Source organism: Streptomyces graminofaciens, assembly GCF_030294945.1.
Taxonomy (GTDB): Bacteria; Actinomycetota; Actinomycetes; order Streptomycetales; family Streptomycetaceae; genus Streptomyces; species Streptomyces graminofaciens.
In genome coordinates this window covers 6,996,365-7,014,499 of sequence record NZ_AP018448.1, presented here as the reverse complement: position 1 = coordinate 7,014,499, position 18,135 = coordinate 6,996,365, and the positions used below count along the sequence as shown (strand labels likewise).

Below are 18,135 nucleotides of genomic sequence, written 5' to 3'. Positions count from 1 at the left end.
CGTGCACCGAAGCCGAAGCCGAACCAGGCCTGTGGGCGACCTGTGAGAGTGGTGAATGCCGTGCGTGGGTTGCCTGTTGGGTAAGAAAATCACCAGAACGGGTGTGGCGTGAGGGCCACGGTCTCTCAGGAGAAGCCCCGAATCCGCGCAGGAGCGTCACACGTACTCCACAGTCTCCGGAGAAAGGCTCGTTAGCGTGACAGGCCGCTCGATCCCACGAACGAACTTGCGAAACCGCAAGGTTCGCGCGTGACATGTGACCGGGCCGCGGTCCGGTGGGCCGACGGCATGTCGACTCAGGAAGACAGCGATGGACTACTGCACCTCGTGCCGTCGGCACCTCAACGGCGCCCTGGTGTGCCCCGGGTGCGGCGCGTACGCCCCGGACATAGCCCCGGCGCCGATCGCCGTGGCCCCGATCGCCATGGCGGCGCCGACGTGGGAGTTCACCGCCGTACCGGAGACGCCGAGGGTGCCGGACACCTGGCACGACGGCGCTCCGCCGACCGATGCGGGCGACACCCATGCCGACGTGGACACCGGTGTCGATGTCGAAGGCGCGCCCTCCGCGCCCCAGGGCCGGGCCGCCCGCCGGCGCCAGGTGGCCCGTTGGAAGAAGAACAAGCGCAAGGCCGTGCTCGCGACCGCCGTGGCGCTGGTCGGGGGCGGTCTGACGCTGGCCTCGATGGACCGGCAGGGCAGCGGCGGCGGCCGTACGCAGGCGGCCACGGCTCCCGACACCACCGGCATGGGCGGCATCGAGGACGAGGCGGACCAGTACACCCCGCCGTCGTCGTCCGGCTCCGGCGACGGATCCCCGGACACGGGGCGGGCGCGGAACACCGACACGGGCGCCCCGCAGGGCCGTTACCCCGACGGCCGCCCCCGCACGACCCTGCCGCTCGTGGAGCGGGACTCCGAGGCCTCCACGCAGTCGACGAACACCCCGTCCTCGCGGCAGGCACAGAGCGCCGACCAGTCCTCGGGCGGCAGCGGCAGCGGAACCAGCGCCGACACGGGCGTGGGGTCGGGTGCGGATTCCGGCACCGGCTCGGACACGGCTACGGACGGGACGACGACGCCCCCCGCCACCGACGACAGCACCGGATCAGGCACCGGCTCCGGCACCGGGGACAGCGCCAGCGACGGCACCGGCTCGACCGGCTCGGACTCGGGTACGTCGGATTCGGGCAGCGACTCGTCCGACTCCTCGTCCTCGTCGGGGCTCTGCCTGCTCGTGATCTGCATCAGCTGACGTCAGGTGACACCGGCTGACGACAGGTGACACAGGGCCCTGCGGCCGTTGCGGGGCCGCTCTCCTGGGAGCCGGAGCCCCGGCTCGGGCGCCGGGGACGACTGACCGCGCGTCCTCAGGGCCTTCCGCGGCGGCAGGACACTCTTCAGCCGGCGCCGCTGACCAGGGTTTCACGCTGGACGGGTTCGGACTTCGGGAAGATCAGCATGTAGAGGCCGGCGGCCAGGATGCCACCCATGAGGGGGGCGATGATGAAGAGCCAGACCTGGGAAAGGGCTGTCCCGCCGACGATGAGGGCGGGACCGAGACTGCGGGCGGGGTTCACCGACGTTCCAGTGATCGGAATCCCGATGAGGTGACATACGGAGAGCGCCAGCCCGATCGTCAGTCCTGCGACGGTGTCATTCGAGGTCTTGCTTGTCGCGCCGAGGGCGATGAAGACAAAGAGAGTGGTCAGCACGACCTCGGTCAGGAAGGCGCCGCCTCCATTGATGTGGATGGTGCTGGCGGCACCCCAGCCGTCGGCCCCAAGGCCGATGGTCGAACGGTTGTAGCCGGGTGAACCGGCGAACGTACCCCACAGGAGCAAAGCCCCGAGGATGCCGCCGGTGAACTGCGCAAGCCAGTAACCGACCGCCTCGACCAGCGGAATTCGGCCGGCCACCAGGGCTCCGACGGTGACGGCTGGATTGACGTGGCAGCCGGAGACGGGCCCGAGCACGTATGCCAGTGCCAGTAGGACAAGACCGAACGCGAGCGCGGTGGCGACCACGCCGGCGGCGTAACTGTCCCCCGCAGTGCCGAAGCCGAACGACAGGGTTGCCACCCCGACGGCGAAATACACGAGCATTCCTGTTCCCAGCAGTTCCGCGGCCAATTTACGGACCATGTCGTTCCTTTCCCGGATGGGCACCCGGTGACCACTGCGGTCTGTGAAGTCCCGTACTCGCCAGATCCTCCACTCTATACATAGAGTTACCGAAAAGTTGCATAGGGTAATGCAGGATCAACCCGTCACGTAAAGGCCGGTCTGGAGAGCGCGACGGCAAGCACCCAAGGTGACGCCCGGCAGGCACAGCCCGATACGGGCCCCGGCCATGAGTCTTCGCCATTTCGCCATTTCGCCCGCAGTCGTCTCACCTCTCCGAGCTGCGCGCTACCCCCGACTGAAGGCCCCCGCCACTCAGCCGCGCTCGCGGGGCGCTCTGTGTGGCCCCAACTCCCCCAATACGTCGCCGAGTTGCGCCTCCGTGAGGGCGTGGCCCGGGAGCGGCGGGGGCGGGGCCGAGGTGGCGCGCAGGCCGTCGAGGAGGAGGGCCAGGGGGCGGCGCCAGGCGTCGGGCGTGGTCGCGGCGGTCAGCGCGGGGACGGCGCGGGCGGGATACGAGCAGGGGCGAGCGGCGGCGGGAACGCTGCCGAAGACGTGGCGCGACAGGCCCTGGTAGGGCCCTGTGTTCGCCAACCGGGACTGCGGCACCGTCGCCGACTCCGGCCCGCACGGAAGACACCCTCGCCCTGTCCCCGCGGAAGACACCCTCGCCCTGTCCCCCTGGACGCGTCAGCCCCCTCGTCCGAGGGGGCTGACGGATCCACCGGCAGTCCGCCGCCGAGGGCCGGGCCGGCGACATGAACTCCGCCCCGGTGCAAACCCCCCACACCCCTCGGGAGAAGCTTGGGATCAACGGTGTCTCACCCCCCAACTTCCAAGGAGACGACCGAAGATGACGAACCATCTGACGCGCCGATCCCAGTCGGACCGATCCCAGTCGCGCCGATTCCTGTCGCGCAGGACCCTGCTGAGCGGGACCGCGCTGAGTGGGCTGGCCCTCACCGCCGGTACGGCCGGAACCGCGCGGGCCGCGGCGGCCACCACTCCCCACCGCACGGCCCCGACCCCCACCTCCGCTCCCACCCACCGAGCCGCCACCCCCGAGACGTACACCGCGATACCCGTCGCCCCCGGCGGCGGACCCGCCGCCGCCGACCGTGTCCACGTGCTCAAGATCGGACCCCGCGACGCCGGTACGGTCCTCGTGCTGGTGCCGGGGATGTTCGGGGCCGCCAACGACTTCCGGCTGATGGCCCGGGATCTGGTCGCGGCCGTGCCCGGGGTGCAGGTGTGGGCGTTCGACCGGCGGGAGGAGAACCTCGCGGACCGAAGCGGGTTCAACGCCGCCTCCACCTTCACCTCCGCCCCCACCTCCTCCCCCGACCCCGCCGCCTACTACCTCGACGGCCACTACCGCGCCCAGGACCCCGCCTCCTCCCCCTTCGCCGCCGACTGGGGGCTGCCGCTCACGCTCGACGACCTCCGTGCGGTGGTGCTGGCCGCCGCGGGCGGTGGTCGGCGACGGGTCGTGCTCGGAGGGCACTCCTGGGGTGCGACCACCGCGCTGGCGTACGCCGCCTGGGACTTCGGCGGGCGGCCCGGGTTCCGGGACCTCGTCGGGCTCGCGGTGATCGACGGCGGGGTGCTGGGGGCGTTCGACGGGAACGGTACGCCCGTGCAGGACTCGCCCGAGGAGGTCCGGCAGCGGCTCGCGGCGATCGAGGGCGGGGCCGTGTTCGACATGACCATCAGCGGGGTCGGACTGGGCAGCCGGGCCGAGAGCACCCAGATCTGGTACCAGCTCGCCGGGTGGTACGCCCACCACGACCCCGCGGGCCGTTCCGTGCTTCAGCCCCGGCTGCCGGACGCCCTGCGGCCCGCCGCACCGATCAGCAACGCGGCCCTGCTCGGCCTCCTCGTCGACACCGGGTTCGGCTGGCCGAACGACATCAGCGTCCACTCGGGGCACTTCGCCGAGAACGCGGACGGCAACGGCGTACGGGGGTGGGTCGATGACGGGATCACGCCCATCTCCCGTGTCGCCGAGGCCTACGCCGGGCCCGTGCCCGGGGTCTGGGAGTGGTACTGGCCCGCCCGGCTCTCCGTGGACCTCGATGTCGCCGACGTCTACGCCGACACCGACCTCGCCCGCTCACTGGGCCTGCGGCTGCGCCACGGCGCCGGGCTCGACGTACCGCTCTACGCCTTCGGGACCAGCTACTCCAAGGGCACGGTCCTGGAGGGGGCCCGCAAGGTCGCGGCCGGCTCCCGGGTGCCGTACGGCGTCTACGAGTCGGACAACGGCATGAACCACCTCGACCCGCTGTTCGCCGCGACCGCCCACAACACGGCCACGCGGTCGCTGGCACAGTTCCTGCGCAAGGTGGTCGGCGGCAGCGCCTGAGGCGGACCCACACGGGTCCACATACCGAGGCGGATCGTCCGCTTCCATTACACGTACATCTAATCCCCTCAACTCACCTTCGTAACAAGGTAGTTGTTCCTACGCTGAGCCGAGGCCCGCATGATCAGCGGGCCCCGGTTCAGTCAACAGGGGGTACGACATGCGGCATCACCAGACGCGTCTGAGACATCCCGCTCGCTCCACCGCGCTCCTCGCCGTCACGGTCGCGCTCGCCTCGGGCGCGGCCGTGACCCTGCCGACGGCCACGGCCACCGCGGCCACCGCGGCCACCGCGGCCGAAGTAGTCATCCCCGCGCCCGACGAATACGGCGACCGCGCCGAGACCCTCCTCTCCACCGGCGACAACGGCGTGCTCCACCAGGAGCAGGGCTCCAACAGCTACCTGTGGACCAACACGTACAACAGCCGCACCAAGTCGGTGACCGCGCTGGACGGCGTACCGCGCGAGTCGATCTTCACCATGCACGACACGGCCAACCGCGTCGCCTACGCCGGCACCGACGCCGAGGGCAGGACCACGATCACGCTGCTGGGCATGGAGGACACGAGCAGGACGACCGTGCCGCTGCCGACCGGTTACCTGCACCCCGAGGTGCACGGCGGTTTCATCCTCGTCAGCCATGCCGTGGACGGCGGCGACGCGGAGAACCCCGCGTACGAACTGCGCGTCGTGCGCGGGCGCGGTACGAGTGTCACCAGCGACATCCCGGTGCGGCTCCCCGCCGACGCCACCGCCGAGGCCGAACCGGTGCTGCTCGGCGGCGAAGGAACGTCCCTCCTCATCCGCTACCGCACCGGGGACACCCACGGCTACGGCCTCCTCAACGGCATCACCGGCGCGGTCTCCCCGCTCCCCGTCACCGGCACGGCGAGCAGCTTCCGGCTCACCCGGGACACGGTGACCTGGTTCACCCGGGACGACAACCAGGGCGTCCGACAGGTCAACGTCCTGCCCCGCGACGGCAGTTCGACGACCCCGGCCGTCGTCCCGCTCGAGTCGGACTCCCCCGACACCGAGATCACCACGTACGTCGTGGGCGCCAACGTCCTCTGGTACGAGGGCGAACGCGGCCCCCTGCGTCTCGTCCCCCTGAGCGGGGCGGAGAGCCCGCGCGTCCTGCTCGCCCGGACGGAACAGGCCCTGCAGGGCTCCGGCGGCACGCTCGTCGCGCTCGGCCGCGACGCGGACGGCGGCCGGGCCATCCACCACTTCTCGATCGACGGCAACGGCCTCGTCTCCGATCTGCCCCTGCGCGAGGTCACCCCGGTGAAGGTGGCCGAGGGAGAGCTGCTGGCGGTGGGCCTGGACCGGGGCACGGTCCGGTACGTCAACAACCTGCGGGGCGTCGTACGACTCCACGGCAAGGACATCGGCACCGGCCTCGACCCGGCCGCCGGCGACGACCTCCCCGTCCACGGCCTCGCCCCGACCCCGGCCGGCCGGTTCGCCGACGGCGGCGACGAGGGCCTGGTCCGCCTGGTCACGGAGACGGACGACGGCAACGACGTACTCGTCACCGGGGACGAGCAGGGCCCCTCCGACGGCATCCCGCTCCCCGGCCGCGACGGGCGGATCGCGGACATCTCCCCCGAGTACGTCCTCTACGAAGCCGGGGACGGGAACGGGGAAGGCGACGGCGACGGCGACGGCGACGGCGACGGCGACGGTCGGCAGTACGTCGTCGATGTCGTCCGCGGCCGGATCGTCGACGAACGGCCCGCCGGTACCGCCGCCGCCCTCGACTTCTCCACCCTCTGGACCCCGTCCCCGGACGACCCCGGCAAGGTCGTCGCCACCGACCTGCGCACGGGTGACACCGCCGCCCCCGTGTCCCTCGGCGCCGACTGCACGCCCGAGGAACTGCAGAGCAACGGCACGCTGCTGTACTGGAGTTGCCCGGACCAGGACACAGCCGGCGTCCTCGACCCGGTCACCGGCACGGACTACCCGGCCCCCACCGACGACGTCCTCCTCGGCGACGGCTTCCTCGCCTCGTACACGCCGAACACCAGCGGCAGCACGATCCGTCTGACCCGCCTCGACGCGGACGGCACGACCGCCGACCTCGGCACGGTCACCGGCGTGAAGTACACCTCCGCCGCCGACAGCCGTGGCGTCACCTGGGCGGTGGACCGCCGCGCGGGCAAGCTCGCGTACATCGACACGAGTACGACCGTGCACGTCGTCGCACCCCAGCAGAGCATCTCCGCCCTGTCGGTCCCGGACAGCGCGGTCCCCGCCGGTCTGGTCCGGGGCGAGACCTGGCACCCCCGATGGTGGCTGTCCAAACCCGCCGCCTCCTGGGAACTGACCCTGCGCCACGGGGACACCGAGGTGCGTACGTGGACGGGCGACGAGACCCGCAGCAGGGCCGGGGTGAGCTGGGACGGCACGACGTCCGACGGCGCCCAGGCCCCGAACGGCACCTACACCTGGACCCTGACCGCCACCCCGGCGGACGGGACGGGTGACCCGGTGACGGTCAGCGGGGAACTCACGGTCAGCGGTTCCTGAGCCGTTCGACACCGCCCGGCGATGAGGACGTCAACAGCAGGGCGGTGTCGCCCGGTTCAGGTATTCAGAGGCTGCGGCCCAGCAGGTCGAGAACCGCGGCCCAGTGCCGTTCCGTCGCCTCCGCGCTGTGCATCGCCGTGTCGGCCTGGGTGAAGCCGTGATGGGCGCCGGTGTAGACCTCGGTGCGGTGGCGGACGCCGGCCGCCGCGAGGGCCTTGTCGAGGCGGGCCACGTCCTCGGCGGGGTTGGTGCCGTCGTTGTCGGCGTGGCCGAAGTACAGCTCGGCGGTGATGTGTTCGGCGAGCCGGTGGGGGCTGTCCGGCGACTCGGTCGCGAGGTGGGCGCCGTGGAACCCGGCCGCCGCGGCGACCCGCTCCGGGTACGTGCCCGCCGCGCGCAGGGCGAGGCCCGCGCCCATGCAGTACCCGGTGACCCCGGCCGGACCGTCGGTCGTCAGCGGGGACGCGGCCAGCCAGTCGAGGTACGCGGCGGCGTCCCGCATGGATGCCTCGGGCGTCAGCCCCAGCATGTGCGGGCGGATCCGCTCGATGATCTCCGGGCGCTCGACCGGGTCGATGAACTCGGGCAGTTCCACCAGGGGCGCCCGCCCGCTGCGGTACATGACGTTGGGGACGAGGACCGTGTACCCGGCCGCCGCCAGCCGGTCCGCCATCCCCTTCAGGTGCGGGCGGAGCCCGAAGGCGTCCATGTACATCAGTACGGCGGGGTGCGGGGCGTTGTCGTCGGGGTGGGCGAGATAGGCGTCGGCGGTCCCGTCGGGGGTGGGGATGTCGACGGGGGTGCCGAGTACGGGGGGCATGGGGTTGCTCGCTCCTTGCGTGCGGTGTGGCTGTCGTAGGTCGTGACTCCCGGCTGGTGCAGGGATCCGTCCCTTCAGTCCCCGAGCGCGCCCGCCGGGAGCGTTCCGCCCGCCGGGCCGCGTACGGCCTGGGCGAGCAGTTCCTCGACTCGGGCGGCGGGCAGCGGGGCGATCGGCGACTCGAAGAACCAGCGCCCCGCCTCCTCCTGGCTCAGCCCCTCCGGCTGCCGCGGGATGTACGGCTGGACGTAGACCGGGGTGCCGGGCTCGCTCCGCCAGCTCTCGGCGAGGGTGCCGAGGTCGACGGCGTCGTAGCCGAGGGTGTCGAGCAGCGCGGTGACCTCCGCCTTGGCGGCCGGGTCGTCGCCCGCGATCGGCAGGGCGCTGCGGTCGGGGGCGCCGACGGGGCGGGCGCCGATGAACAGGTGGTGGAAGTCGATGCTGTTGAACGCCTTGACCACCCGGGAGTCGGCCAGATGCCGCTGGACGAGGGTGCTTGAGGTCGTCCCGCCCTCGTCCAGCTCGGGCAGGCGGCCGTCGCGCTCCGGGTAGTAGTTCATGGTGTCGATCACCGTCCGGCCGGCCAGGGCTGCGGCGGGCAGCCGGTCGTACGCGCGCAACGGGATCGTCGCCACGACGAGGTCACCGGCCTCGGCGGCCTCGGCGGGCGTGGCGGCGCGGGCGCGCGGGCCCAGTTCGGCGACGAGGTCGGCGAGCGACTGGGGGCCGCGCGAGTTGCTGACGACGACATCCAGCCCGGCGGCGACGGCCAGCCGGGAGAGGGCACCGCCGATCATGCCGGTGCCGATGAGTCCGAGGGTCTTGGTCATGGGGGTCCGCTCCGAAGTCACTGGCCGAGGGATTGGCAACTGAAGTCGAGATTTGTATGTGAAACTGAGTGTCACGCTAGCCACTGAGAACCACTCCTGCAAGCGAGCGTCGAGTGGGAGGTAGCCTGGGCGGGTGAGCGGAGCAGGACATACGAACACCGGGGCCGAACGCACGAACACCGAGGCGAGACGCACCAGCTCCGAGGCCGGGCGCACCAGCACCAGGGACATCGCCCGGGCCGCCGTACGGGCCCAACTGGCCCAGGTGGCCTTCGAGTTGTTCCGTCGCGAGGGCTTCGACAAGGTCACCCTCGACGACCTGGCGGCAGCCGCCGGCGTCTCCCGGAGCACCTTCCTGCGCTACTTCGGCACGAAGGAGGACGCGGTCCTCGGCGCCTTCGACGCCCACGGCACCCGGCTCGCCGACGCCCTGCGCGCCCGCCCCGCCGCCGAGGACGACTGGACGGCGCTACGGCACGCGATGGACACCGTCATCGCCCGCTACCACGAGGACCCGGTCGCCTCGCTCGCCACGGCCGTACTCGTACGGGACACGCCCCAGTTGTGCGCACGCCAGCGGGAGAAGCAGCACGGCTGGCGTCCCGCCCTGGCCCAGGCCCTCGCCGAACGCCACGCCCGGCCGGGCTCCGCGCCGCAGCCCCCCACCCTCGCCGAAACGGTACGGGCCGCCGCCGCCCTCGACTGCCTCATGGTGGCGCTCGACCACTGGACGGACTCCGACGGCGACCTCGACCTGGTCGCGCTCCTGGACGAGGCCTTCACCACGCTCGCGCCGCGCTGAGCACCCCTTCGACGGTGTAGCCGGCTACACCCCGGGGTCGGGAGAGCACTCCCTCGTTCCGTCGCGCGCCGGACGGAATCGTAGAGGTCACAAGGTCAGCGACTCCCCGCCGGGGAGGTCCGCGACTCTCCGAGAACCTCCCCGAAAGGTAACTCCCATGAAGGCGCTGCTCGGCTCGAAGCCCGTCCTGTGGTTCCTGTTCCTGTTCAACCTGGCCGTCGCAGCGGTCGCCCCGTTCGTGGTCGACGGCGCCCAGGGCATAGCCACGGCGGTCGGCATGGGCGTCGTCTCGCTGGGGGCGGGCGTCAGCCTTCTGCGGGGGCGGGGGCAGCGCGCCTGAGCCGCGGGCGACTTCCATTCAGCACGACCCGCCCCGCCGGGTGCACCTCCGGGCTCCCCTTCCGGAGGTGCACCCGGCGTCGTCCCCGGTCACGCACCCGTCCTCGGTCGCCGTCCCCGGTCACGCACCCGTCCTCGGTCACCCGTCCTCGGTCACCCGTCCTCGGTCACCCGTCCTCTTCCGTGGCGGCGTCCCAGTCCTCCAGCGTGCGTCCGCCCACGGTGGTGATCTCCAGCACCCGGCAGCCCATGTCCCGGACGGCGGCGAGGATCCGTCGCCGGGCCCGTCCTCGGTGCTCCGGCGGGAAACTGATCCGGATCTGATGCGGGCGGGCCATGTCGTACGTGATCAGCCAGTCGCTGTCGACGGTCGCGAAGTGGTCCTGCGCCGACTCGTAGCCGCTCGCGTACCCGCTCTCGTGGGCGCTCTCGTGGGCGCTCTCGTGAGGCTCGGACCTCCACGAACCCCGGTCCACGGTGGGAGCCAGGGCCGCGCGCAGCCGCCGTAGTCGCTCGGGGTGGGCGTACGGCCCCTCGGACAGCCGCAGGCACCGGTGGAGGCGCGGCCGGAAGGCGTTGAACCATGGCGCGAGGTCCGGCTCCATGTCCACGAGCAAGGGGGAGGTGAGGGTCGCGCCGGCCCAGCCCCCGACGAACCCGGCCGCGCCCGTCGCGTGGGTCTCGTACCAGCCGTCCCTGCTCCACACGACCACAGGCCACTCCTCGGGCTCCCCCTCGGTGAGCCAGCAGAGCCGGTCGGCGTCCATCGTGCGGCCCCAGAGCAGCAGCGCGCCCGGAGCGGGGCGCAGCGGATACGGGTAGCGCTCCCGGTCCCACTCGGGCACCCCCGTCTCCCGCCCGGCCTGCCACGCCAGCCCGTTGTGCGCACTCGTCCCGAACGGCGTCCGCAGATACAGGAAGTCGCAGAACTCCCCCCACCCGTACGTCTCGACCATCCGCCGGTAGTCCCCGGGCAGCCGCACCCCGAGCGAGCTCTCGACGGCGTCCCAGTCCCCATGGGCTTCGACGGCCACGGCAGGCGGCGCGACGAGCCGTACGAGCCGGTCGTACGCGTCCGCACTCGGCCCGCCCCACCGCCTGCCGGGTGTCACAACGCCACCGCTCCCACGACGACCGCCGCCACTCCGATGAGTACGGCCACGACGCTGAAGGTGAGGTCCAGCCTCCGGGAGCGGTGTTCGTCCGCGAGGTCCGGGGTGAAGACGGCCGGGTCGTCGGGCGCGTGGTGGATCGTGATGTCCCGGTCGTACGCGTCGGCGGGGTTCCGCAGCCCGGAGTCGCAGTAGGCGGTGACGGCCGTGCCCTCGCGGGTGGTGAAGGCGACGACCGGTGTGTGGCTGGTGGAGGTGTGGCCGTCCTCGTCGGTGCTGACGTCCTCGAGTACGGCGACGACGCGGCCCTGGACGGGGACCGCGGAGGTGAGCCTGTCGATACGGCGGCTCGTGTGGCGGGCGTTCTGGGGCAGGTAGTACGCGATGAGGAGGGTCCAGGGCCCGCCGAAGCCGAGCAGGGCCCATGGCCAGCCCCAGTCGACCGTGGCGACGACCACCAGCCCGACGTAGATCAGGAAGACCGCGAAGTTCGGCCACCCTAGTCCGTACCGGCCGTCCTGGAGGTCGCCGGTGAACCGGAAGGCGTGGGGGCTCCCGGGCGGGTAACAGACCCCGATCTCGCGGCCCGGCCACGCCGTGGTGACCTTCTCGCCGCGCTCACCGTCGTTCGTCACGGTGAACTCCTGCCCGGTGGACGGGTCGCGGAAGGAGACGACCACGGGTATCCCGTCCTTCTGGGAGGTTCCGTGTCTGGGCTCCCGCACCCGCTCGATGCGTCCCATGACCCGGATCATGCGCTGGGCCCGGGTCTTCCCGGCCAGCGACCGCCCGTAGGCGAGCAGCGCCAGCGTGCCGAACACCCCGCGCCACAGCGCCAGATACCCGTGCAGGCCCATGCGCCTTCCTTCCTCCTGCCGTTGCTCCTGGCGTTGCTCATGCCGTTGCTGATGCCGTTTGTATGCCGGTCAGCGAGCCGGGGTGCGTCGCAGCACCTTGCCCTTCGCGTCCGCCTCCAGCGAGGCCGTGCCCTCGGGGCCGGTCACCCCGACCCTGGCGGTGAGGGGGCCGGTGAGGTTGTCGAAAGTGATCTGCCAGGTCCGCGGCGAGTCGACGCCGAGGGTGGTGGTGGCCTCCTCGACCAGGGCCGGCAAACGGTCGTAGGGCAGGGAACGCGGGTCGAACCGCGGGGCCTGCGAGCCGCTGGGGGAGAACACGACCGACAGCAGGCGCTCCTGCACGACGACGGTGAGCGCCAGGCGCGCGCCCTCGCCCTCGCCCTCGCTCTTGCCCTTGCCCTTGCCCTCGCCCTCGCCCTTGGTGAGCGCGTCGACGGCCCGGCGCAGCTCGCCCTTGTCGAGGAACGACTGGTCCGGGCCGAGGGTGACCGTGCCGGTCGCCGACGACACGACCGTGGTCGACGACGAGGAGGAGACGGACGGCTTCGGGGAGGAGGACGACTGCGCGCCGGCGTCCTCCCCGAACAGGTCCGCGCGGAACAGCACGATCACGGCGGCCGCGCCGAGCAGCAGCCCGAGGAGTGCGACGAAGCCGAAGGCACGGCCCTCCGGGGGCTCCTTCACCAGCGTCGGCCCGGGCGCCGAGTCGAGGCGGGCCCCGGCCACCCGGTCCTCCCACTCCGGCGTCGGCCGCTTCACGATCCGCACCCGCCACGGCCGGTCCGGCGGATACTCGACCACCAGGACCCCGCGCGGCCGGTAGTCGGGCAGATCGACGAGGTTGATGTCCTGTGTGATCTCGACGCGGTACGCCGGCGCGTCGTCCGGCGCGACGGTGAGATCGAACCGCACCGGCACATCGCTCGACTCACCCCCGACGGCGTGCAGGCTCTCGATCATCGCGAGCGCCGTACGGGGTACGACGGCCGCCTCCCGAGCACGCCTCGGCGCACCGGCGAGGAAGAAGAGCAGCCCATAGACCACGGGCAGGCTCAGCCCCGCGACGAACAACGGCACGTTCTCGATGACGACGCCGACGACGAAAGCGGCCAGCGATGTCCCGATCACCCCACCCGTCAGCAACCCCCGGACGAGTGCGACGGGCGTGTGGTGCGTGGGCGACGACATGCCCGTGGTGATCGTCATACCGGTGATTGTGCGGGGCCCGGGGTGACGGCCGGTAGACCTGAGGGGGGTCGGGGGGCGAACCGGGTCGGGGGGCGAACCGGGTCGGCGGCTGCTCGGCCCGCTGTATCCGCCTCAGCCGACTGGCGGGTGCTGCGGCCCAACCGGATGCGCGCAATAGGCAACCGTGGGCACGCCCACGACGACAGCCGTGGCGAGGACGGCGCTGATCATCACATGCGAACTTCGGAAAGTATTCGGATCGACGAACCACCTTGGACGGGCCTTGTGACGGCCGGCCCGTCAGCGGCATCGGCGGGTGTTGAGCCGGGCGGCCTGGCGGGTCAGGTGGTCGCGTTCGGCGAGGTTGGGTGCCTTTCGGGCCGCCTCGGCGTACAGCCGTGCCGCCGTCGCCAGGTCGCCGTCGCGTTCGTGGAGGTGTGCGGCCACCGCGGTGTGGCGGGGCAGTGAGGCGTCCAGCGCGGCGAGCGCCGCCAGGCCCGCGCGCGGTCCGTCGGCCTCGCCGACGGCCACCGCGCGGTTGAGCCGGACGACCGGGCTGTCGGTCAGGCGCGCGAGCTCGTCGTACCACTCGACGATCTGCACCCAGTCGGTCTCCTCGGCGGTGGGCGCGTCCGCGTGGAGGGCGGCGATGGCGGCCTGGGCCTGGAACTCGCCCAGCCGGTCGCGGGCGAGGGCCTCCTGGAGGATCTCGACGCCCTCGGCGATCGCTTTCGTGTCCCAGCGGCCGCGGTCCTGCTCGGCGAGCGGTACCAGGCTGCCGTCGGGCGCGGTCCGGGCGGCGCGACGGGCGTGGTGGAGCAGCATGAGGGCGAGCAGCCCCGCCACCTCGGGGTGGTCGATCGCGGTCGCGAGCTGCCGGGTGAGGCGGATGGCCTCGGCGGCGAGGTCGACGTCGCCGGAGTAGCCCTCGTTGAAGACCAGGTAGAGGACGCGCAGCACGGTGGCGACGTCGCCGGGCCGGTCGAAGCGTACGCCGGAGACGGTGCGCTTGGCCCGGCTGATGCTCCCCCACTGCCTTAAGGGCGTGGGAGGTACCCCCACGCCATGGTCGCCTCGGGCACGAGGTAGGCCTGGGCGATCTGGCGGGTGGTCAGCCCGCCGACAGCCCGCAGGGTGAGCGCGACCGCGGACGACGGCGTCAGCGAGGGGTGGGCGCACAGGAAGTAGAGCTGGAGCGTGTCGTCGGCCGCGGGCGCGGGCCCGGGTGCCGGCTCCTCCTCGATGCGGTCCTCCCGCCGACGGCGGGCGGTGTCCGCGCGTGCCGCGTCGAGGAACTTGCGCCAGGCCACGGTGACCAGCCAGCCCTTGGCATCCCGCGGCGGGTCGGCCGGCCAGACGCGCAGTGCCTCGACGAGCGCGTCCTGCACGGCGTCCTCGGCCGCCGCGAAGTCGGCTCCGCGGCGGACGAGGACGGTGAGCACGCTCGGTGTGAGGCCGCGCAGCAGGGCCTCGTCCATCGGGGAGGTCACTCCGTGATCGTGGGCGGGGCGGTCAGGAACGGGCGCAGCTCCAGCCACTCGTGGATCGGCTTGCCGCCCGCCCCGGGGGCGGCCGACAGCTCCCCGGCCAGCTCGACGGCGCGCTCGTAGCTGTCGACGTCGATGATCATCCAGCCGGCGATGAGGTCCTTGGTCTCGGCGAACGGGCCGTCGGTGACCCAGAGGCGCCCTGGCCGGTGAAGCACTGCCTGCCGCGGCCGACGCCGTCTTCGACACCTTTGAGAGTGGGCTTCCTGGGCTTGGCAAGGACCGCGACGAGCAGGTTTTCGCTGTGCTGGAGCGCGCCGCCCTCACCATGGCGTGCCAGATCCAGCGGACGAGCACGGTTGATCAAGGTGGCCGGCGGGTGCGTCCCTGCCTCCGCGCCGGCCAAGGAAACCGCAGGTCACACCGGTGAGCGGCCCAGTGCCTCTCCTCAAGCGGCTCCCGCCGTCCGAGCCTGTGACAAACAACGGAACGCAGACGGTTGCGGCGAGCGGTACACGCGGGCCCATACTGGTGACGATGACAAAGCCACCTGCACCGAAGCGCTATCTGCCCACCAGCCCCTTCAAAGCCCCGGTCGCGCCGTCTCCGAAGCATTTCGCCGTGGGCGACCAGGTCACACATGACATGTACGGCCTCGGCCGAGTGATCGGCATCGAGGACGGGATCGCCGCCCTCGTGGACTTCGGTTCGGTCCAGCAGCGGATCCTGAGCCCGTACTCCAAGATGAGCAAGCTGTAGGACCACCGCTGTGCCCGGTCACGGCACGCCAGGTCCGTTCACGGTCCTGTACCGAATGGGAGACCTCTCATCGACCTGACTTCACTGTTCTCCGCTCCGGAAGGGGCGCCCAGCTCTGCCACGGCGGCCTCGCCGCCGCCGGCGACGAACCCGTTCCAGGCCCCGGACTTCGGGGAGGACGAGACCTTGCTGTTCGAGGACGCGCACGCCTCCTTCTCGGACATGGGTAGGGCCTCGGACATGGGTACGGCCCGACGCAAGGCAGGCTAGCTCCGGCCCAAAACAGGTGACGTCGGCGGCCGGTCACGCGGCCGTCTCGGCTTCCGGACGGTGAGCGAGCGACTACCGGCCGGGTGGACTCCGGGGGAGATCCGCGACGTCTCCGGCGACCGAAAATGCCGCGACGCCCGCATGCGGCCAGTACCTCTGAGATGTGCTGCTCGGCCCAGTGTCTCCATGCCCGCAGCGGCGCTGCCTCGCCGCGAGCCTCCTCTCGGATTCCGCTTCGGTGCTCCGCCGGGCGGCGGTCGGTGAGGCCGTGGCCCGGACACCGAGTCGTGCTCCGACGTGCCTGCGGTCGCCGTCCCGGTATTCCCTCCGCACGCCCCCCTCACTTCCAGGGAGCCGGCCCGACCCGCTTGGCCCACCGGTCGAGTCGTTCGGCGTCCACCGTTCGGATACCCACCTGGTGCGCGTAGTCGGCGGCCGGGGCAGTGAGCCGTGACGTCGTCACGAGCAGAGCGACGTCGGCACGATGATGGTGAAAGACCGTGCCCGCGAACTTCTGCACATCGGGGCTGCCGACCTTGTTGATGTACTGCTTGCACTGGATGACCAGCTTGCGCCCGTCCGGTGTGCGGGCGATGACGTCGGCACCGAGGTCACCCGGCCCACCGGACGTCCGGACCTGAGTGCATCCGTCCCTTCGGCACAGGGCCGCTATGGCGTGCTCGAATTCCGTGGGGGTCAGGCGGAACCAGCCCGCGTGCCCCAACGACTCCGGGGAGGAGGGTGAAGGCCACCCATCGGCCTGGCGGGCGGGGGGCTGTCGGGGGGTGGGGACCGGTGCGGCTGGTTCGGGCACTCGCTTCACCTCGATCTCGCCCACCACCACGTCGTGGAACAGCCTTCGCAGATTCAGGTAGCTGGTCACCTCGCAGGTGGTGACGGTCCCGGCGATGACGTACTCGACCACAGACACCTTGGCGATACCGTCGTCCACCGACGAAACACCGGTATTCACCCCTGGCGGCATGCGCCATTCGCTGTACTTCCTGTCGTACGTTCCCCTGCGTTCCGTGGTCGACAGCACCACGCCCTCGCCGAGGATGTCTTCCTTCACCTCCTCCAACTCCTCCTCCCACGCAGCGCGATGCGCCTCCGACATCGACCTCAGCACCCTCTTGGCCTTCAGCCGAATATCGACCTGCCCGACATGACCCGGCGACGGAAACAGCACGCCCGCTTCCAACTCCTCACGCGGACGCAGCATGGCGAGGGGATGTCCGCCGCCGCCGGGAGACTCTGGGTCTGGGTCTGGGTCTGGGTCTGGGTCTGGGTCTGGGTCTGGGTCTGGGTCTGGGACTGGCGCTGGGACTGGTACTGGGACTGGTACTGGGACTGGCGCTGAAGTGATGGGCGCGACCGGTTCGGTTGTCTCCTTCACGGCGATTTCTCCGACCACCACTTCGTGGAACAGACTTCGCCCGCTCAGATAACTGGTCACCTCGCACGTGGTGACGGTCCCGGCAAGGGCGTACTCGACCACGGACACCCTGGCGATACCGTCGTCCACCGACGAAACACCGGTATTCACCCCTGGCGGCATGCGCCATTCGCTGTATTTCCTGTCGTACGTTCCCCTGTGCTCCGTGGTCGACAGCACCGCGCCCTCGCCGAGAATGTCTTCCTTCGCCTCCTCCAACTCCTCCTCCCACGCAGCACGGCGCGTCTCCGACATCGACCTCAGCACCCTCTTGGCCTTCAGCCGAATATCGACCTGCCCGACATGACCCGGCGACGGAAACAGCACCCTTACCCTCAACTCCTCATTGCCCAAGTCCAAGCGCTGACAGGGAGTCACCCGTGATGACGCCGTGGGAAGTGGCCATCGCACAGGCCGAAGTGACCAGCCAAATGATCCTCTACACGCAGGCACCGATCGCCAGGAAGACGCGCGTGCGTGGGGTTCTCCCGGCCCCGCGTCGATCGGCGGCCGTACGGATCGCCCTCGGTGGGCGGAAATCAGGCCTCGGCGATCTCTCCACCATCTATGAGATCCCTCTTCTGCGAGGGGACGAGGAGGAGCTGGTTCCGTGGGACGTGGTCAGCCGGGTGCGGCACGCGGCGGCTGGCGTGCGCCTCTACTCCAGCGACCAGGTGGACACCGTCCTCGACACCACTCTGGTCAGGCTCGTGGAGGACGTGCCCGGCAAGGAGCGCCGCGAGGACCGGGCGCACACCCTGCTGACCGTGTTGAGCTGTCCGACTCCGACGTACGAGGAGCGGGAGAAGGAGTCGTCACTGCTGGTCGGCTTCCTGTACCTGCGCAAGGGCCGCATGCGGCTGTATGTGCGCCACCAGGGCGATCCCGATGTGGTGGGCTGCGATGTCCGGCTGGCGGAGGCTGGACCGGCCGTGATGGCCGAGGTGTTCTCCCGCTCGCAGGACCGCGAACTCTTCGAGGAACCCGCCGACGATCCGCACTGTGCGGCTGTGCTGGACCTGGCCCACTGACGGGACCTGGCGCACTGAACGGATCACACAGCCTTGCCCGCCGCACGTAGGAGATCAGGCCGCCGCCTCCGCCAGTCGGTGCCAACGGCGGGGTGTGCCCGATCCCAGGCGGTGCGCGAAGGGGGAGGTAGCTGCACCCCAGAGCACCGCGGAATCAGACGGCGGGACCGCCTGCCGAGGA

14 protein-coding genes and 3 pseudogenes are annotated in these 18,135 nt (G+C 71.3%); 7 read left to right on the top strand and 10 right to left on the bottom strand.

Features of this window, described 5'->3' with window-relative positions:
• Positions 1 to 310: 310 nt before the first annotated feature.
• On the top strand, positions 311 to 1,255 hold the full coding sequence (locus SGFS_RS30315) for an SCO2400 family protein (protein WP_286254958.1): 945 nt from the start codon (positions 311 to 313) through the stop codon (positions 1,253 to 1,255).
• Positions 1,256 to 1,400: 145 nt separating this feature from the next.
• Here SGFS_RS30315 and SGFS_RS30310 read toward each other — a convergent pair whose 3' ends face one another.
• Together SGFS_RS30310 and SGFS_RS30305 are read right to left on the bottom strand one after the other, a co-directional pair.
• Complete coding sequence (locus SGFS_RS30310) at positions 1,401 to 2,144, bottom strand: aquaporin (RefSeq protein ID WP_286254957.1); 744 nt, start codon at positions 2,142 to 2,144, stop codon at positions 1,401 to 1,403.
• A gap of 294 nt (positions 2,145 to 2,438) precedes the next feature.
• Positions 2,439 to 2,630: pseudogene (locus SGFS_RS30305) on the bottom strand (TetR/AcrR family transcriptional regulator); the annotation flags it as partial.
• Positions 2,631 to 2,976: 346 nt separating this feature from the next.
• Between SGFS_RS30305 and SGFS_RS30300 the strand changes: the two are divergent.
• Both SGFS_RS30300 and SGFS_RS30295 read left to right on the top strand, forming a co-directional pair.
• Positions 2,977 to 4,488, top strand: a complete 1,512-nt coding sequence (locus SGFS_RS30300) for an alpha/beta hydrolase (RefSeq protein ID WP_286254956.1) — start codon at positions 2,977 to 2,979, stop codon at positions 4,486 to 4,488.
• A gap of 160 nt (positions 4,489 to 4,648) precedes the next feature.
• On the top strand, positions 4,649 to 7,024 hold the full coding sequence (locus tag SGFS_RS30295; RefSeq protein ID WP_286254955.1) for a flagellar hook assembly protein FlgD: 2,376 nt from the start codon (positions 4,649 to 4,651) through the stop codon (positions 7,022 to 7,024).
• Between the two features lie 64 nt (positions 7,025 to 7,088).
• Here SGFS_RS30295 and SGFS_RS30290 read toward each other — a convergent pair whose 3' ends face one another.
• Positions 7,089 to 7,844, bottom strand: a complete 756-nt coding sequence (locus tag SGFS_RS30290; protein ID WP_286254954.1) for a dienelactone hydrolase family protein — start codon at positions 7,842 to 7,844, stop codon at positions 7,089 to 7,091.
• Positions 7,845 to 7,918: 74 nt separating this feature from the next.
• Positions 7,919 to 8,674, bottom strand: a complete 756-nt coding sequence (locus tag SGFS_RS30285; protein WP_286254953.1) for an NADPH-dependent F420 reductase — start codon at positions 8,672 to 8,674, stop codon at positions 7,919 to 7,921.
• A gap of 133 nt (positions 8,675 to 8,807) precedes the next feature.
• Between SGFS_RS30285 and SGFS_RS30280 the strand changes: the two genes are divergently transcribed.
• Positions 8,808 to 9,476, top strand: coding sequence for a TetR family transcriptional regulator (locus tag SGFS_RS30280; protein ID WP_286254952.1), 669 nt, complete (start codon positions 8,808 to 8,810; stop codon positions 9,474 to 9,476).
• A 157-nt stretch (positions 9,477 to 9,633) separates the two neighbouring features.
• Entirely contained in the window at positions 9,634 to 9,816 is a 183-nt protein-coding gene (locus tag SGFS_RS30275; RefSeq protein WP_286254950.1) for a hypothetical protein, read from the top strand.
• A gap of 166 nt (positions 9,817 to 9,982) precedes the next feature.
• Here SGFS_RS30275 and SGFS_RS30270 read toward each other — a convergent pair whose 3' ends face one another.
• The 5 genes and pseudogenes from SGFS_RS30270 to SGFS_RS30250 form a co-directional block, all read right to left on the bottom strand.
• Positions 9,983 to 10,927, bottom strand: a complete 945-nt coding sequence (locus tag SGFS_RS30270) for an SMI1/KNR4 family protein (RefSeq protein ID WP_286254949.1) — start codon at positions 10,925 to 10,927, stop codon at positions 9,983 to 9,985.
• A complete protein-coding gene (locus SGFS_RS30265; protein WP_286254948.1) occupies positions 10,924 to 11,784 on the bottom strand; it encodes a DUF3592 domain-containing protein in 861 nt (286 codons plus the stop codon). Before SGFS_RS30265 ends, SGFS_RS30270 begins: the two co-directional genes overlap by 4 nt.
• Before the next feature lie 69 nt (positions 11,785 to 11,853).
• Positions 11,854 to 12,990, bottom strand: coding sequence for a hypothetical protein (locus SGFS_RS30260; protein ID WP_286254947.1), 1,137 nt, complete (start codon positions 12,988 to 12,990; stop codon positions 11,854 to 11,856).
• A gap of 282 nt (positions 12,991 to 13,272) precedes the next feature.
• Positions 13,273 to 14,450: pseudogene (locus tag SGFS_RS30255) on the bottom strand (RNA polymerase sigma factor).
• Between the two features lie 8 nt (positions 14,451 to 14,458).
• A pseudogene (locus SGFS_RS30250) lies at positions 14,459 to 14,713 on the bottom strand (YciI family protein); the annotation flags it as partial.
• A gap of 283 nt (positions 14,714 to 14,996) precedes the next feature.
• On the opposite strand from SGFS_RS30250, the gene SGFS_RS30245 reads away from it, so the two are divergent.
• Positions 14,997 to 15,218 (top strand): hypothetical protein, encoded by a 222-nt coding sequence (locus SGFS_RS30245; RefSeq protein ID WP_286254945.1) that lies wholly within the window; start codon positions 14,997 to 14,999, stop codon positions 15,216 to 15,218.
• A gap of 610 nt (positions 15,219 to 15,828) precedes the next feature.
• On the opposite strand, the gene SGFS_RS51510 is transcribed toward SGFS_RS30245, so the two are convergent.
• Complete coding sequence (locus SGFS_RS51510; RefSeq protein WP_350284025.1) at positions 15,829 to 17,277, bottom strand: restriction endonuclease; 1,449 nt, start codon at positions 17,275 to 17,277, stop codon at positions 15,829 to 15,831.
• 29 nt (positions 17,278 to 17,306) lie between these two features.
• On the opposite strand from SGFS_RS51510, the gene SGFS_RS30235 reads away from it, so the two are divergent.
• On the top strand, positions 17,307 to 17,954 hold the full coding sequence (locus SGFS_RS30235; RefSeq protein WP_286254944.1) for a hypothetical protein: 648 nt from the start codon (positions 17,307 to 17,309) through the stop codon (positions 17,952 to 17,954).
• Positions 17,955 to 18,135: the final 181 nt, after the last annotated feature.

What these genes read in the sequence shown, in the direction of transcription:
- SGFS_RS30300 (WP_286254956.1), top strand. Translation starts at nt 2,977, where the DNA reads ATGACGAACCATCTGACGCGCCGATCCCAGTCGGACCGATCCCAGTCG.
- SGFS_RS30315 (WP_286254958.1), top strand. Translation starts at nt 311, where the DNA reads ATGGACTACTGCACCTCGTGCCGTCGGCACCTCAACGGCGCCCTGGTG.
- SGFS_RS30295 (WP_286254955.1), top strand. Translation starts at nt 4,649, where the DNA reads ATGCGGCATCACCAGACGCGTCTGAGACATCCCGCTCGCTCCACCGCG.
- SGFS_RS30285 (WP_286254953.1), bottom strand. Translation starts at nt 8,674, where the DNA reads ATGACCAAGACCCTCGGACTCATCGGCACCGGCATGATCGGCGGTGCC.
- SGFS_RS30265 (WP_286254948.1), bottom strand. Translation starts at nt 11,784, where the DNA reads ATGGGCCTGCACGGGTATCTGGCGCTGTGGCGCGGGGTGTTCGGCACG.
- SGFS_RS30260 (WP_286254947.1), bottom strand. Translation starts at nt 12,990, where the DNA reads ATGACGATCACCACGGGCATGTCGTCGCCCACGCACCACACGCCCGTC.
- SGFS_RS30245 (WP_286254945.1), top strand. Translation starts at nt 14,997, where the DNA reads ATGACAAAGCCACCTGCACCGAAGCGCTATCTGCCCACCAGCCCCTTC.
- SGFS_RS30290 (WP_286254954.1), bottom strand. Translation starts at nt 7,844, where the DNA reads ATGCCCCCCGTACTCGGCACCCCCGTCGACATCCCCACCCCCGACGGG.
- SGFS_RS30310 (WP_286254957.1), bottom strand. Translation starts at nt 2,144, where the DNA reads ATGGTCCGTAAATTGGCCGCGGAACTGCTGGGAACAGGAATGCTCGTG.
- SGFS_RS30235 (WP_286254944.1), top strand. Translation starts at nt 17,307, where the DNA reads ATGACGCCGTGGGAAGTGGCCATCGCACAGGCCGAAGTGACCAGCCAA.
- SGFS_RS30275 (WP_286254950.1), top strand. Translation starts at nt 9,634, where the DNA reads ATGAAGGCGCTGCTCGGCTCGAAGCCCGTCCTGTGGTTCCTGTTCCTG.